Consider the following 14,402-nt stretch of genomic DNA (forward strand, 5'->3'; position numbering starts at 1 on the left):
CCTCACCCGGCGCTGTGCGCCGACCTCTCCCCCGAAGGGAGAGGTGAAGAAAGAAAGATCAACGTCCATGGGGATCAGCGGCGTCACGTAGGCCGTCTCCGAAGAAATTGAGGGCGAGGATGACCACGACGACGCAGATGCCGGGGGTGAGCAGCCAGGGCGCTGTCGCAAGCGTGCGGATGTTCTGGGCTTCCTGGAGCAGCGTGCCCCAGGAGACGATGGGCGGTTGCAGGCCCAGGCCGAGGAAGCTCAGGGCCGTTTCGGCCAGGATCATGCCGGGAATGGCCAGGGTAGCCGCGGCGATGATGTGGCTGGTGAAGCTGGGCACCATGTGGCGGGTGATGATGCGCCAGTCGCTGGCGCCGTCGAGCTGGGCGGCGGTGACGAAATCCTCGGTCCTCAAACTAAGGAAGCGACCGCGCACCACGCGGGCCAGCTCGGTCCAGCCGATCAGCGACAGGATGATGGTAATGGCGAAATAGGTCTGGAGGGCGGACCAGTCCTTGGGCAGCGCCGCCGCCAGGCCCAGCCAGAGCGGAATGGTGGGCATGGAGCGGATGAATTCGATGACTCGCATGACCGCGCTGTCGAAGAGGCCGCCATAATAGCCGGCAAAGCCGCCGATGATGATGCCGAAGAACAGGCTGAGCGTGACGCCGGCCAGGCCGATGGAGAGCGAGATGCGGGTGCCGTGGATGAGGCGGCTCAGAAGGTCGCGGCCGAGCCGGTCGGCGCCCAGGACATAGAAGGGATCGCGCGGGTTCTCGACGCCCATGAGCTTGACCGACATGGGAATGAACCCGGCCAGGCGATAGGGCTCGGTGGGGGCGAAGAAGCGCACCGGAATGATCTCTTCGGGATCGATGACGAAGGTGCGGCGCATGGCGGCCGGGTCGATCTCGGACTTGTAGCCGTTGACATGGGGCTGGAAGCGCCAGCCGTTTTCGTCATTGACGATGAAGTTGATGCCCTGTGGCGGCGCATAGGTATAGCGGGCGCTGTAGAAGGCGGGATCGACCGGCGCCAGGAATTCGGCCAGGGCGGCGACCAGATAGAAGGCGACGACGATCCAGAGGCTGACGACGGCCAGCTGATGCTGGCGGAAGCGCCGCCACATCAGCGCCAGTTGCGATTCCCGGCGGGCCCGGGGCGGCGCCGTTTCGGCGAGGGGGGGCATGGTTTCGACGGCCATGTCATTTGCTCCCATAGCGAATGCGCGGATCGATCCAGGCCAGGAGCAGGTCGGAGATCAGCGTGCCGATGACGGTGAGGACGCCCAGGAGCATGATGATGGCGCCGGCCAGATACATGTCCTGGGAGGTGAGCGAGCGCAGCAGCAGGGGGCCGGCCGTGGGCAGGTTGAGCACTACCGAGACGATGACCGAGCTGGAAACCAGGGCCGGCAGCAGCCAGCCGATGGTGGAGACCAGGGGATTGAGCGCCACGCGCACGGGATATTTGAGAATGACCTTCCATTCCGGCAGGCCCTTGGCCCGGGCGGTGGTGACATAGGGTTTCTTCAGCTCGTCGAGCAGATTGGCGCGCAGGATGCGGATCAGCTCGGCCGTGCCCGCCGTGGCGAGGACCAGGACCGGCGCCCAGGCGCGGGAGAGGAAATCCATGAGCCGGGGAATGGACCAATGGGCGTTCTCATAGGCGGGGGAGAACAGGCCGCCAATGGTGGTGCCGAACCAGACGAAGCTGAGATACATCAGCAGCAGGGCTAGGAGGAAATTGGGAATGGCCAGGCCGATGAAACCGCCAATGGTGGCGAGGTAATCGCCCAGGGAATATTTCTTGACCGCCACATAGATGCCGATGGGTAGAGCAATGGTCCACATGACGATGACGGCCAGGCCCTCGACCAGGATGGAATTGCCCAGGCGCCCCCAGATCAGCGTCGTCACCGGCGCCTTCCATTCGAAGCTCTGGCCGAAATCGCCGCGCGTCAGGATGCCGGTGATCCATTTCCAATATTGGACGATATAGGGCTCGCCGAAGCCGTATTGGCGGCGCAGGGCATCGATCTGGGCCGGGTCCACCCGATCGCCATTGGAGGCCAGGGTCGCCATATAGGTGGTGAGATAATCGCCCGGCGGCAGCTGGATGATGGCGAAGGCCACGAAGCTGACGGCCCAGAGCGTGAGGACCATGGCGACGAGGCGGGTGGTGATGAAACGCAGCATGGGCGTTGTCCTGAAACGGGGCCTGGTCCGAGCCTTGCGGCCCTGTCGCCTCCCTCCCCCTTGCGGGGCGGGTAGCGGCGCTCGGCCCGCAGGGCCGTAGCAGAGCTGGGGTGGGGGTCGCTCAGTGGTTCACCGATGGACCCCCTCCCTCATTCCCTCCCCTCAAGGGGGAGGGAGGCGATAGAGCCAAAGCGCGGAAGATTGGGCTCCAACCGTCCCGCGGCTCATGGGAGGAGCCGCGGGAGGCCGGGAGGGCACGCCATTCGAGCATAGCTCTCATGGCCTGCTTGTCTTGAAAGGCTCCACCGGAGCCTTTCATCGGTTTGGCCGACCGACGGCTCAGTCCTGGGCGAAATACCACTGGAACGGGTCATAGGGGGCCGGGGTGGGGAACAGGTAGGCGTGCAGCATCGGTTCGGCGATGTTCCGCATATTGTTCTTGGCGATGTAATAGCCATTGCCGGGCAGGGAAATGCCGATGACCGGGAAGTTCTCCTTGGCCAGGGCCAGGACCTGCTTCATCAGCTCGGAGCGCTTGTCGGCGTCGCCTTCCTCGCGGAGCTGGTTATAGAGCTCCATCTGCTCCTTGGCCCAATCGGCCGGCTCTTCGGCGATTTCCGGATTGGAGCCGAGATACCAGGCCTGCCAGCGATAGGCCCAGACCGATTCAGCGCCCGAAGCCATGTAATAGCGGGGCTCCTGCACCACATCGAGGCCGCCATCGCCCTGCCAGATCTGGGCGTCGAAATCACCGAGCGGACGCTTTTCGTAATAGAGCGTGCGGTCGATATTGTTGAGTTCGATATCGATGCCGCCGGCTTCGAGCTGGAGCTGGATGAGCTCCATCATGTCGATCCATTCCGGACGGACGGTGGAAATCATGTCCACGGTGATCTTGAGCGGACTGCCATCGGCGAAGGTGTAGAAATCGCCATTGCGCACCAGACCGGCCGCCTCGAAGGCCGCACTGGCGGCATCGGGGTCGTATTCGGTATATTGCTTGGCCATTTCCTCGTCATAGAAGGGGCTTTCCGGGCGCGGCGCGGCCTGGAAAGGCTCGCCCTGGCCGGTAAAGACCACGTCGATGATTTCCTCGCGGTCGATGAGATGGCTGACGCCGATGCGGAAATCCTTGTTCTGGAACAGTTCGGCCCGCTTGGGATCGACATGGTTGAAATTGAACTGGAGCACCATGGTGTTCATGTTCGAGGGCACGTTGGCGCCCAGGCGATAATCGCCGGCCTCCTGGCCATCGAAGAACAGCGGCTGGTTGCCGACCGTGGCGATGTGGCGATCCTGGAAGTCGATCTCGCCATTGAGCGCCATGAGGGTGATTTCCTCCAGCGAGTCGGAAACGCGCATCTGCAGGTGGTCGATATAGGGCAGCTGGTTCCCCTCGGTATCGACCTTCCAGTAATAGGGATTGCGCACGAAGCTGGTGCGGGTCGCGGTGCCGGTCAGCGGCTCCTCGATCATCCAGGCATTCATCATCGGCAGGTCGGGATTGGCCCAGCGGATGGTTTCGGTGGCCCAGGAGCACCGATCCTGCATGTGCAATTCCCAGGTCTCGAAGCCGGCGGCCTTGGCATTGGCTTCGGCATCGGGATTGTATTTGGGATAGAACTGGCTGCAGTAATCCTTGCTGAGCGAGACCAGCGTGAAGCCGTTGACGCTGGCCAATTCGTCCAGGATCAGGCCATTGGGATGCTCGAAGACCAGGCTGAAGGTGAGATCGTCGATCACCTCGACAGTGACCGGATTGTTCTGGTTCTTGATGAAGGTGCCCGCGCCATAGCCGGGCTCGCTCATCAATTCGACGGCGAAGGCGATATCGGCGCTGGTGAAGGGGGTGCCATTGTTCCACTTGAGCCCTTCGCGCAGCTTGAAGGTATAGGTGCGCGAATCGGCGCTGACTTCCCAGCTTTCGGCCAGGTTGGGGACGATCTCGTCCCAGGCGCGGTTGTAGCGGACCAGCCCGTCATAGGCGACGGTGCGGGCGATCCAAGCATTGTCGAGGCCGCCGCGCAGGGCGCTGCGCCAGGTGCCGCCATAGGTGCCGATGGCATCGACCGGCTCGACCACGAGCGGATTGGCGGGCAGGCGCTCGGCTATGTCCGGCAGGCTGCCATTTTCGACCAGGGCGTCGAGCATCGGCGCCTGGCTGTATTCCTGGGCGAAAACGGCATTGCCGGCCCCCAGGGCCAGGGCGAGAACACTTGCACAGGCAAGCGCCGGAAGCCGGTATCTGGAAACGATCTGTCGCAAAATTCTTCTCCTCCCATGCTATCCGCTTTTCCCGCGGCTTAGTCATACGCAAACATTAGCAGGAATTTGCGGTTTTGCAAGTCTACGCAATTTAACCGCCATATTCAGTGAATTTGCGTGACTTTTGCGTTTATGCGTGATGCACTTGGCCTGTGGACGCCTGTTGAGAAGTGCGGGCGGCGCGAAGGAGGGCGCATATGACGACACAAGAAAGGATCGCCGCGCAGGCCGATCTGCACCTGCAATTGCTCTATTTCACCAGCACCAGCCTGTCGGCAGACGGGCGGCATGTGGTGGCGATCGGCGAGCGGGACGGCAATCCCAACCTGTTCCGCATCGACCTCGACAATGGCGACATCCGCCAGCTCACCGGCAATGAGGACGGCATCTTGCGGTCCTATGTCTATTTCGAGGGCCAGCCCTATCGTGGGCTGGGCAAGGCCAGCGTCAGCTTCGATGCGGTGCGGGGCGTGCTCTATTATCTCCAGGGACGGGAGATCAGGGCGGTCGATCTCGAAGGGCGGGAGCGGGTGCTGGCCACATTGCCGGACGACCAGGTGACCGCCTTCACCCATGTCTCGGCCGATGGCACAAGACTTTGCGTGCCCACGACCGACGCGGCGGCCTTTACCGAGGATGAAGCCTGGACCGAGCGCCACAAGGGTATCGATGCGCGCGTGCGCCGGCTGGGGCTCAAGTCCTATCTGCGGGTCTATGCCACCGAAACGGGGGAAGAACTGGCCTGCGAGAGCGTGCCTTCGGCCTGGGTGACGCATGTGCAATTCTCGCCCAACAATGCCGAGCACATCCTCTACAATCACGAATGGCCGGCCGATTGCGGCATCCGGCGTGTCTGGCTGTGGGACGGCAAACAGCACCGGGCCTTGCGCAGCGAGGGCAATGGCCGCAGCCGCAAGGACTGGACCTGCCACGAAATGTGGGAACGCGACGGCGAGGCGGTGATCTATCACGGGCTGTACGAGGATGGCCGCGCCTATATCGGCCGCATCCCGCTTTCGGGGGCACCGATCGCCGAACTGGCTTTGCCCCAGGGCTGGGGGCGTTACGGACATTTCACCGTCGGCCCGAGCCGGGCGGACCTGGTGACCGACGGCTATTATCATGGCGGGGCGGAAGATGGTTCGCGCACCTGTCCCTGGATTTCCCATCTCGATGTCGACTGGGACAGCGGCCGGGTGAGCTGGCGGGTGCTGGGACGCTCGGATTCCTCCTGGGACAGCCAGGACAGCCACCCCCATCCCATTCTCGATGCGGCGGGGGACTTCGTCTATTTCACCTCCGACAAGGAGGGCAAGCGGGCGATCTATCGGCTGCCGGTCGGGGCAACGGACACAGTCGCGGAGGTCGAGCTGCAGCTGGCGGGGCGGTAGCGCGCTCCGCTGAGCCAGCTTTCCCAAAGACCTCGTGGTGAGCCTGTCGAACCACGAGGGCGGGCGCACTCCAGCCCCTGCGCGCACGACCTCGTCCTTCGACAAGCTCAGGGTGAGGTCTACTGGGGCGCCGGCAGGGTGAAGACGGTTTCGCCTTCCACCGCGCTCAGGCCGATCTGGACCTGCTGGACGGCCATGTCGCCGTCCAGATGCTGTCGCAGCACGCGGATGGCCACATGGCCGATGGCGTGGCGATCGACATGCATGGTGCTGAGGCGCGGCGAGGCCATGCCGGCAATGGGCAGATCGTCGAAGCCGATAATGGAGAAATTCTCCGAAACGCCGGAGCCGCCGCCATAGAAATGCTCCAGCAGCTCGACCGCGGCGATGTCGTTCCAGCTGAAAATGGCGGTGATGTCGTGCCGGCCGGCGCGGATATCCTCGACCAATTGCGCCACGGGCACTTCGGCATTGTAGACGACGCTGCCCTGGACGGCGGGATGGTCGGCGATGGCGGTGCGGAAACCGCGCAGGCGCTGGAGGAGCGTGGGGCGGGTCTTCTGGCCGTAATGCAGGATCTTGCGGTGCCCGGCATCGATCAGGCGCTTAGTGGCCATGTAGGCGCCATAGAAATTGGCCGGGGAGACGGCGCTGAGCCGCATCTGCGGATCGCTGCCATTGACCAGCACGATGGGCACCTGGTCGGCCTCGCTCCAGGCCACCAATTCCTCCCAGGGGTCGATGCCGGCCAGCAGCACGCCCTGGGCATCGGCCTGGGCCAATTGCCGCTGGATGAGCTCGAGCGTGACGCCCTGTTCGTTGACCAGGCGCACATCCAGCGACATGCCGATATTGGCGGCCTCGTTGCGCATGCCTTCGAGAATGCCGAAATAGAAGCCGGACAGGCCGCTGGTGGCGCTGCCCAGCGGCACCAGGGCCAGGGCGCGCTTGTCGATGGCGCCGGTGACGGGGGGATGCTTGGACTTGTAGCCCAGCATGCGCGCCACCCGCTGCACATCGCGCCGCACCGCATCACTGATGCCGATCTCATTGGCCAGCGCCCGCGACACCGTGCTCACGGAGATGCCCAATTGTTCGGCGATGTCGGCCTGGCTTGCGCGTTTGGTCGGCGCCATGAGATTTTCCTTGTCTATCCTCTACGCAATATTTGCGTTTCTTGAGCAGATCAAGGTTTATGTGGCCAGGCCGGGCCGGAGGCCATCGTCAGGCGGGGAAAAGCTGCCAGCGCTTGGGGCGGAAGGCGATGCGGCTGCGCTCGCCGGCGGGATGATCGAAGGGCAGGTCGATCTCGACGCGATGGCCGGCCCCGCCCAGTTCGAGCTCGACGCGGCGGGTGCCGCCGACGCGGCGGCTGGAGGCGACGACGCCCGCCAGGGCCGCATCGCCCTCGACCAGTTCGATATCGTGGGGGCGGAAGAACAGCCGCGCCGGGCCCTGGTTGTCGCCCGCGGCGATGCCGATGGGCCGGTCACCCAGCCAGATATCGCCCCTTTCCACATTGACGGCCAATTCGCTCGATTCCCCGATAAAGCCGAAGACGAAGGGCGAGGTGGGGCTGTCATAGACGCTGTCGGGCGTACCGACCTGCTCGATCCGGCCCTGGCTCATGACGCAGAGGCGGTCGGCCAGTTCCAGCGCTTCCTCCTGGTCGTGGGTGACGAAGATGGTGGTGTGGCCGGTGCGCTCGTGGATCTCGCGCAGCCATTTGCGCAATTCACGCCGCACCTGGGCATCGAGCGCGCCGAAGGGCTCGTCGAGGAGGAGAACGCGGGGCTCGATGGCCAGAGCCCGGGCCAGCGCCACGCGCTGGCGCTGGCCGCCGGACAGCTGGTTGGGATAGCGCCTTTCGAGCCCGGACAATTGCACCAGGTCGAGCAATTCGAGGGCGCGGCGGCGGATTTCGCCGGCAGGCGGGCGGGTCGAACGCGGGCGCACCTTGAGGCCGAAGGAGACGTTTTCCAGGATCGTCATGTGGCGGAACAGGGCATAGTGCTGGAACACAAAGCCGATATTGCGCTCCTGCACGCTCTTTTCGGAGGCATCCTCGTCGCCGAAGAAGATGCGGCCGGCCGTGGGCCGCTCGAGCCCGGCAATGAGGCGCAGCAAGGTGGTCTTGCCCGAGCCGGAAGGGCCCAGCAGCGCAATCAGCTCGCCCGAGACGATATCCAGCGACACATCGTGCAAGGCCGGAAAGCGATCGAATTCCTTGCGGACGTTTTGTACCCGTACTTCCATAAATCTTCCCTGTCAGTGACCCCGGCCGGTGGCGGCGAGTTCGTCGCCGAAACGCCATTCCAGAGCCGACTTGAGAACCAGAGTGACCAGCGCCAGCAGGGCCAGCAGCGAGGCCAAGGCGAAAGCGGCCGTGCCCTGATACTCGTTATAGAACATTTCCACCTGCAGCGGCATGGTGGTGGTCTGGCCGCGTATCTTGCCCGAGACCACGGCCACGGCGCCGAATTCGCCCATGGCGCGGGCATTGCAGAGCAGCACGCCATAAAGCAGGCCCCATTTGATATTGGGCAGCGTCACCCGCCAGAAGGTCTGCCAGCCCGAGGCGCCGAGCGAGAGCGCCGCTTCCTCGTCGCCCGTGCCCTGATCCTGCATCAGCGGGATCAATTCGCGCGCGACGAAAGGAAAGGTGACGAAGATGGTGGCCAGCACGATACCCGGCACGGCAAAGAGAATTTCGATGCCATAGGATTTGAGCCAGGGACCGAGCACGCTGCCGGTGCCGAAGAGCAGGACATAGACCAGGCCCGAAATGACCGGCGAGACAGAAAAGGGCAGGTCGATCAGGGTGATCAGGAAGGCCTTGCCCTTGAATTCGAACTTGGCGATGGCCCAGGAGGCGGCGATGCCGAAGACGACGTTGAGCGGCACGGCAATGGCGGCGACCAGGAGGGTCAGCCGGATGGCCGAAAGCGCATCGGGGCTTTGCAGCGACTGGACATAGGCGCCGATGCCCTGCCGCAGGGCCTCGGAAAACACCGCCAAAAGCGGCAGGACCAGAAACAGGGCCATGAAGACAAGGCCGGCGAGGATCAGCGCCCAGCGCACCCAGAGCGGCTCATTGGTGGGCGAGGCCCGGCGGGCGGCATGGGGTCTAGCTGCCATAGCCATACCTCCTGCGGCTCCAGGCCTGAATGAGATTGATGACGAACAGCATGAGGAAGGAAATGGCCAGCATCACCGTGGCGATGACTGCGGCGCCGGCATAGTTGAATTCCTCCAGCCGGATGACGATCAGGAGCGGGGCGATTTCCGACACGAAGGGAATATTGCCGGCAATGAAGATGACCGAGCCATATTCGCCCACGGCCCGGGCGAAGGCGAGCGCGAAGCCGGTGAGGATGGCGGGCGTGAGGCTGGGCAGCAGCACGCGGGAAATGGTCTGCAGGCGGCTGGCGCCCAGGGTGGCCGAAGCTTCCTCGACCTCCTTGCTGGCCTCTTCGAGGATGGGCTGGATGGTGCGCACCACGAAGGGCAGGCCGATGAAGATCATGGCGATGGTGATGCCGATGGGCGTATAGGCGATGCGCAGGCCCAGCGGAGCGACCCATTGGCCGACAAAGCCATTGGGCGCATAGATGGCGGTGAGCGCGATGCCGGCCACGGCGGTGGGCAGGGCGAAGGGCAAATCCACCATGGCGTCGAAAATGCGCCGGCCGGGGAAGCGGTAGCGCACCAGCACCCAGGCGATCAGCGTGCCGAAGACCACATTGATGCCGGCGGCGATCAAGGCGGTGAGGAAACTGGTGCGAAGCGAGGCCAGGACGCGCGGATCGAGCGCGGCGGCCCAGAAGCCGTTCCAACCCAGGCCGGTGGAGCGCAGGACCAGGGCGGTGATAGGAACCAGGATGATGAGGGAAAAATAGGTGATGGTGAAGCCGAGCGTCAGCCCGAAACCGGGAATGACGCTGGGCTGACGAAAACGGCCGAACCCCTTCATGCCGTTCTCCCGGCATCGCGGCGCCGGCCGCCGGCTGGATGTAAAGGTCGAAGCATTGTCCGGCCTCCCCTGACTGGCCCTAACCCTATGCGAACGGTCGACTTTCTCAAGCCGCCGAACAGGCAAGTTTTCGGGCAATTTTAGAAATTCGTTCTGAGATTAAAGCACTAGAAGCGCGGTCTGTTGCGCGCGCTGCCGCCATGGCCAGGCAGGCGGGGAAAGCCATCCCCCGCCCCATCGGCCGCGCCATCGGGCGGTTCGGGGGCCTTGCCATTGAGATAGCAGGCATCCTGCTCGGCACGGCTGAGCGGCACGGCGCCCTGGGCCGCATCGGGCAGGCCGCCGAAGAAGCTGGCCTTGGCGGGCGCCTCCGCCGCCGCGCGGGACCTGGCCTGACGGCCCGGCCCGAAAATGCCGAAGAAATGCACCATGACGTCCTCCATCGGCGGGGTTTTCGGGGCAGACGGCCGGCCCTGGGGCCGGCCGCCCGGTTCGGGCGTTACTGGGTGGGACCGGTATAGATCTGGTCGAACACGCCGCCATCGCCGAAATAATGCGGCTGAGCTTCGCGCCAGCCCCCGAAATCCTCGATGGTGACGAGGTTGACCTCGCCGAAGCGGGCAATGTCCTCGGGCGCCGCCGCATCCGGATTGGAGGGGCGGTAATAGTGCTTGGCCGCGATGGCCTGGCCCTGATCCGAATAGAGATATTCGAGATAGGCCTCGGCGAGATCGAGATTGCCCTTGCGCTCGGCATTGCCCCGGACCAGGGCGACGGGCGGCTCGGCCAGGATGGAAACCGAGGGCGTGACGATGTCGAAGGCGTCGGGGCCCAGTTCCTCGAGGGCCAGATAGGCCTCGTTTTCCCAGGCCAGCAGCACGTCGCCGATGCCGCGCTGCACGAAGGTGGTGGTGGAGCCGCGGGCGCCGGTATCGAGCACCGGCACATGGCGATAGAGCTCGGTCACATAATCGCGGGCGGTGTCGCCGCTGCCGCCCTCCTGCGCCTTGGCCCAGGCCCAGGCGGCCAGGAGATTCCAGCGGGCCCCGCCCGAGGTCTTGGGATTGGGCGTGATGACCTCGACGCCCTCGTCGACGAGATCGCCCCAATCGACAATGCCCTTGGGATTGCCCTTGCGAACCAGGAACACGATGGTGGAGGTATAGGGCGCGCTGTTATTGGGCAGGAGCGTGCGCCAGTTTTCCGGGATCAGGTCCGGATTGGCATCGGAAATGGCGTTGATGTCGCTTTCCAGCGCCAGGGTGACCACATCGGCCTCGAGGCCATCGATGACGGTGCGGGCCTGGCTGCCGGAACCGCCATGGGTCACCTGGACGGCGACGCTTTCTCCGGCGGTTTGCTGCCAATGGGCGACGAAGGCTTCATTGAATTCACGATAGAGTTCGCGCGTCGGATCGTAGGAGACATTGATCAGCGTCCTGTCCTGCGCATGCGCCGTCACGGAAAAGCCCAGCGCCAGGGAGGCGGCGAGGGCGGAATAGGCGATAAACTTGGCTGTGCGGTTCATCGGAACCTCCCGGTGAGAATGAACAAAGCCTATCAAGTCAGTCGTGATTGAAAAGGCGCAGCCTTGCGCGAACCTCCCTGCGTATGAGAAAATTTTTCTGCGTCTTGGGGATGGCGAGGCACCGACGGCAAGCCAGTTTCAGAATTGGCCGGGTTTGGTCATTTTCGTTGCGCGATGACGGGTCGGGCGCCGGATGCGGCATCCCTCATCCGCATCATCAACAGCGCCGCGCTCCCGGCTCAAGGCCGGGATGGCAGACGATGATCGGCTGAGCGCGTGCGCCCGCCCGCTACCACTCGAAATCCGGCCCGTTTTCGCGGGCGCCCATCAGGAAGACGTCACTCATCAGGCGCAGGGGGGCGGCGTCCACTTCGCTCTGCCGGGCATCGAGCAGGTCGGCGAAACGGTCATAGATGCCGGCATATTCGGCATCGCCGTGTTCGAGCACGATTTCACCGTCGACGCGCAGGGTGCGGCCGCCCCGCTCCAGCTTGATCTGGCTGCCGGTGCCGGTGGTGAAGGCGATGGTCCAGATCTCGCCGCTCTCCTCCAGCCAGTTGAAGCCGCAGGACATTTCCGGCTTGTGCGGCTGGCCGGACTTGAAGGTGATTTCGACATCGACCGGGGTCTGCCGATTGGCGGGGAAGGTCAACCGGGCGCTTTGCACGAAGACCGGGAAGGGCATGACCTTGGTAAAGATGGAAAAGGCATTGATGCCGGGATCGCAAACGCCGAAGCCGCCGGGCTCCCAGACCCAGTCCTGGCCGGGATGCCATTTGCGCACGCTTTCGCGCCAATCGATGCGGGCCGCTTGCACGCCCTGTTCGGCCAGCAGCGTCCTGGTGCGGTCCACCGCGGCATTGAACTGGCTGTGCCAGGTCTGGAACAGGACCCGATCGAGCCGGGCGGCATGGGCGATGAGGTCGTCGAGCTCGGAAATGGTGGTGGTGGGCGGCTTTTCCATCATCACGTCCTTGCCGGCGTCCAGCGCCTCGCGGACATAGGCGTGGCGGATGCCCGGCGGGGTGCAGATGGACACGAGGCCAATCTCGGGCATGGCGTTGTAGAGCTCGGCCGGGGTGCGGAAGACCGGCACATCGCCATGGCCGATGCCGCGCGTCGAGACGGTGGCGGCCAGCTCGAAATCGGGCGAGGCATCGATGACCGGCAGATGCTGGTCCTGAGCGATCTTGCCCACGCCGATGACTGCGATTTTGCGCCTGGCCATGCCGAACTCCCTTGAAAAATCGTGCCGGCTATAGAGCAGAGCCGACCCGTGCCTGCCAAGGGACTTCGCGCAGAAAAGTATGATTTTACGCTTCGGACGGGGGTTCCCAGAGTTCGATCTGATTGCCTTCGGGATCGTGAATCCGGCAGAAGCGCCCGGTTTCCGGGGTATCCCATTCATCCGGCCGGGTTTCGACCGCGATGCCGGCGGCGCGGAGCTGGTCCATCATCGCGTCGAGATCATCGACGCGGAAATTGATCATCCATTGCTTGTCGGCGGGAAAGTAATCGGTGCTGGCCTTGAAGGGGGCGAAGACGGTAAGCCCCTGCTCCTGCTGCCACAATTCGGTGATGCCGAGATGGGTCTCGTACCAGGCCGCCAGCGCCTTGTGGTCGCCGGAGCGGAAGAAGAAGCCGCCGATACCCAATGCCCTGGCCATCCCGATTTCTCCTCAGCGGATGAGTATCGCCCTGAAATCATTGACATTCGTGCCGGTGGGGCCGGTGACGAAAAGATCGCCGACGGCCTCGAAGGCGGTATAGGCATCGTTATTGGCCAGCGCCGCCTGGGGGTCGATGCCGGCTTCGCGCATGCGGCGGGCGGAGGTGCCGTCGACATGGGCGCCGGCATTGTTCTCCGAGCCGTCGATGCCGTCGCTATCGCCCGATAGTGCCAGCACATTGTTAACGTTGTCGAGCGCGATAGCGAGTGCAAGTGCGAATTCGCCATTGCGCCCACCCCTGCCCTTGCCGCGCAGGGTGACGGTGGTCTCGCCCCCCGAGAGCAGCACGACCGGCTTGCCGAACGGACGATTGCGCGCGGCGATCTCGCGCGCCATGGCGGCATGGACCTGGGCCACGTCGCGGGCCTCGCCTTCGATGGAATCGGAAAGGATGGCGGCCTCGATGCCATGGCGGCGGGCGAGACCGGCGGCGGCTTCCAGCGAAAGGGCGGCGGAGGCGATGGTGGCGACGCTGTTGCGGGCGAAGACCGGGTCGGCGGCATCGGGGGGCAGATTGTCCTCGCCGGCGAGGAGCGCGGCAGCGGCCACGGGCAGGTCGAGCCGGTAGAGCGCGGCGAGGCGCCGGGCTTCGGCGCGGCCGCCGGCCAGCGGCAGGGTGGGGCCGGAAGCGACCAGGGCCGGATCGTCGCCGGGGACATCGGAAACCACCAGGGTGGCGACGCGGGCCGGGGCGCAGGCGGCGGCCAGCCGACCGCCCTTGATGAGGGAAAACTGGTTGCGGATGAGATTCATCACGCCGATGGGCGCACCGGAGGCGAGGAGCGCCCGGTTGACCTCCTGCTCATCCTCGAGGTCCAGGCCCGGCGCCGGCGCCGGCAGCAGCGAGGAGCCGCCGCCCGAAATCAGCGCCACGACCAGATCGTCCTCGGTGAGGCCGGAGACCAATTGCAGGAGCCGCCGGGCGGCCTCGGCCCCGGCCGCATCGGGCACCGGATGGGCGGCCTCGACGATTTCGATGCGCTCGCAGCGTTCGGCATAGCCATAGCGGGTGACGACCAGGCCGCTCAATTCGCCCGGCCAGGCCTGTTCGAAAGCCCGCGCCATCTGCGCCGAGGCCTTGCCGGCGCCGATGACGACGGTACGCCCCTTCGGCGGCTCGGGCAGGTGCCGTTCCACCGCCAGGGCCGGCTGGGCCTGCGCCACGGCCGCGTGGAAAAGGTTTTCGAGCAGAATTCGGTCCATGGCGGGGGTCGTCCGGCTGGGGAGGAAGGCGGAGCTTTTGTGGCCAGCAGAGCCGGGTTTGTCCAGACCTGAATGCGGGCGGGGAAACCGCGATGGGCAAACGGGCTTGTCAAACACTTGTCACAT

General features: G+C 64.7%; 13 protein-coding genes. 1 reads left to right on the plus strand and 12 read right to left on the minus strand.

Going from position 1 to position 14,402, the window contains the following annotated elements; genetic code table 11:
• Window positions 1-58: 58 nt before the first annotated feature.
• The 3 genes from A3840_RS09245 to A3840_RS09255 all read right to left on the minus strand — a co-directional run bounded on the left by A3840_RS09245 (window position 59) and on the right by A3840_RS09255 (window position 4,451).
• On the minus strand, window positions 59-1,192 hold the full coding sequence (locus A3840_RS09245; protein WP_082903773.1) for an ABC transporter permease: 1,134 nt from the start codon (window positions 1,190-1,192) through the stop codon (window positions 59-61).
• Between the two features lies 1 nt (window position 1,193).
• Window positions 1,194-2,186 (minus strand): ABC transporter permease, encoded by a 993-nt coding sequence (locus A3840_RS09250; RefSeq protein ID WP_067455253.1) that lies wholly within the window; start codon window positions 2,184-2,186, stop codon window positions 1,194-1,196.
• A gap of 339 nt (window positions 2,187-2,525) precedes the next feature.
• Window positions 2,526-4,451 carry an ABC transporter substrate-binding protein gene (locus tag A3840_RS09255; protein WP_082903774.1) on the minus strand — a complete coding sequence of 642 codons (1,926 nt, stop codon included), beginning with the start codon at window positions 4,449-4,451 and terminating at the stop codon, window positions 2,526-2,528.
• A gap of 197 nt (window positions 4,452-4,648) precedes the next feature.
• Between A3840_RS09255 and A3840_RS09260 the strand changes: the two genes are divergently transcribed.
• Window positions 4,649-5,842 (plus strand): hypothetical protein, encoded by a 1,194-nt coding sequence (locus A3840_RS09260; RefSeq protein ID WP_067455259.1) that lies wholly within the window; start codon window positions 4,649-4,651, stop codon window positions 5,840-5,842.
• Window positions 5,843-5,961: 119 nt separating this feature from the next.
• On the opposite strand, the gene A3840_RS09265 is transcribed toward A3840_RS09260, so the two are convergent.
• The 9 genes from A3840_RS09265 to A3840_RS09305 all read right to left on the minus strand — a co-directional run bounded on the left by A3840_RS09265 (window position 5,962) and on the right by A3840_RS09305 (window position 14,276).
• Window positions 5,962-6,978: a LacI family DNA-binding transcriptional regulator gene (locus tag A3840_RS09265; protein ID WP_067455262.1), complete on the minus strand. Its 1,017-nt coding sequence runs from the start codon at window positions 6,976-6,978 to the stop codon at window positions 5,962-5,964.
• An 88-nt stretch (window positions 6,979-7,066) separates the two neighbouring features.
• Window positions 7,067-8,098, minus strand: coding sequence for a sulfate/molybdate ABC transporter ATP-binding protein (locus tag A3840_RS09270; protein WP_067455265.1), 1,032 nt, complete (start codon window positions 8,096-8,098; stop codon window positions 7,067-7,069).
• A gap of 12 nt (window positions 8,099-8,110) precedes the next feature.
• Window positions 8,111-8,980, minus strand: coding sequence for a sulfate ABC transporter permease subunit CysW (gene cysW / locus A3840_RS09275; RefSeq protein ID WP_067455268.1), 870 nt, complete (start codon window positions 8,978-8,980; stop codon window positions 8,111-8,113).
• Entirely contained in the window at window positions 8,970-9,815 is an 846-nt protein-coding gene (gene cysT / locus A3840_RS09280; protein ID WP_067455272.1) for a sulfate ABC transporter permease subunit CysT, read from the minus strand. Before cysT ends, cysW begins: the two co-directional genes overlap by 11 nt.
• A gap of 167 nt (window positions 9,816-9,982) precedes the next feature.
• Entirely contained in the window at window positions 9,983-10,246 is a 264-nt protein-coding gene (locus A3840_RS09285) for a hypothetical protein (RefSeq protein WP_131798290.1), read from the minus strand.
• Window positions 10,247-10,314: 68 nt separating this feature from the next.
• Complete coding sequence (locus A3840_RS09290; protein ID WP_067455278.1) at window positions 10,315-11,343, minus strand: sulfate ABC transporter substrate-binding protein; 1,029 nt, start codon at window positions 11,341-11,343, stop codon at window positions 10,315-10,317.
• Window positions 11,344-11,632: 289 nt separating this feature from the next.
• Window positions 11,633-12,571 carry a Gfo/Idh/MocA family protein gene (locus tag A3840_RS09295; RefSeq protein WP_067455281.1) on the minus strand — a complete coding sequence of 313 codons (939 nt, stop codon included), beginning with the start codon at window positions 12,569-12,571 and terminating at the stop codon, window positions 11,633-11,635.
• Window positions 12,572-12,656: 85 nt separating this feature from the next.
• Entirely contained in the window at window positions 12,657-13,010 is a 354-nt protein-coding gene (locus A3840_RS09300; protein WP_067455284.1) for a VOC family protein, read from the minus strand.
• A 12-nt stretch (window positions 13,011-13,022) separates the two neighbouring features.
• Window positions 13,023-14,276, minus strand: a complete 1,254-nt coding sequence (locus A3840_RS09305) for a glycerate kinase type-2 family protein (protein ID WP_067455287.1) — start codon at window positions 14,274-14,276, stop codon at window positions 13,023-13,025.
• Window positions 14,277-14,402 lie beyond the last annotated feature (126 nt).

This window comes from Devosia elaeis, from assembly GCF_001650025.1.
Classification (GTDB): domain Bacteria; phylum Pseudomonadota; class Alphaproteobacteria; order Rhizobiales; family Devosiaceae; genus Devosia; species Devosia elaeis.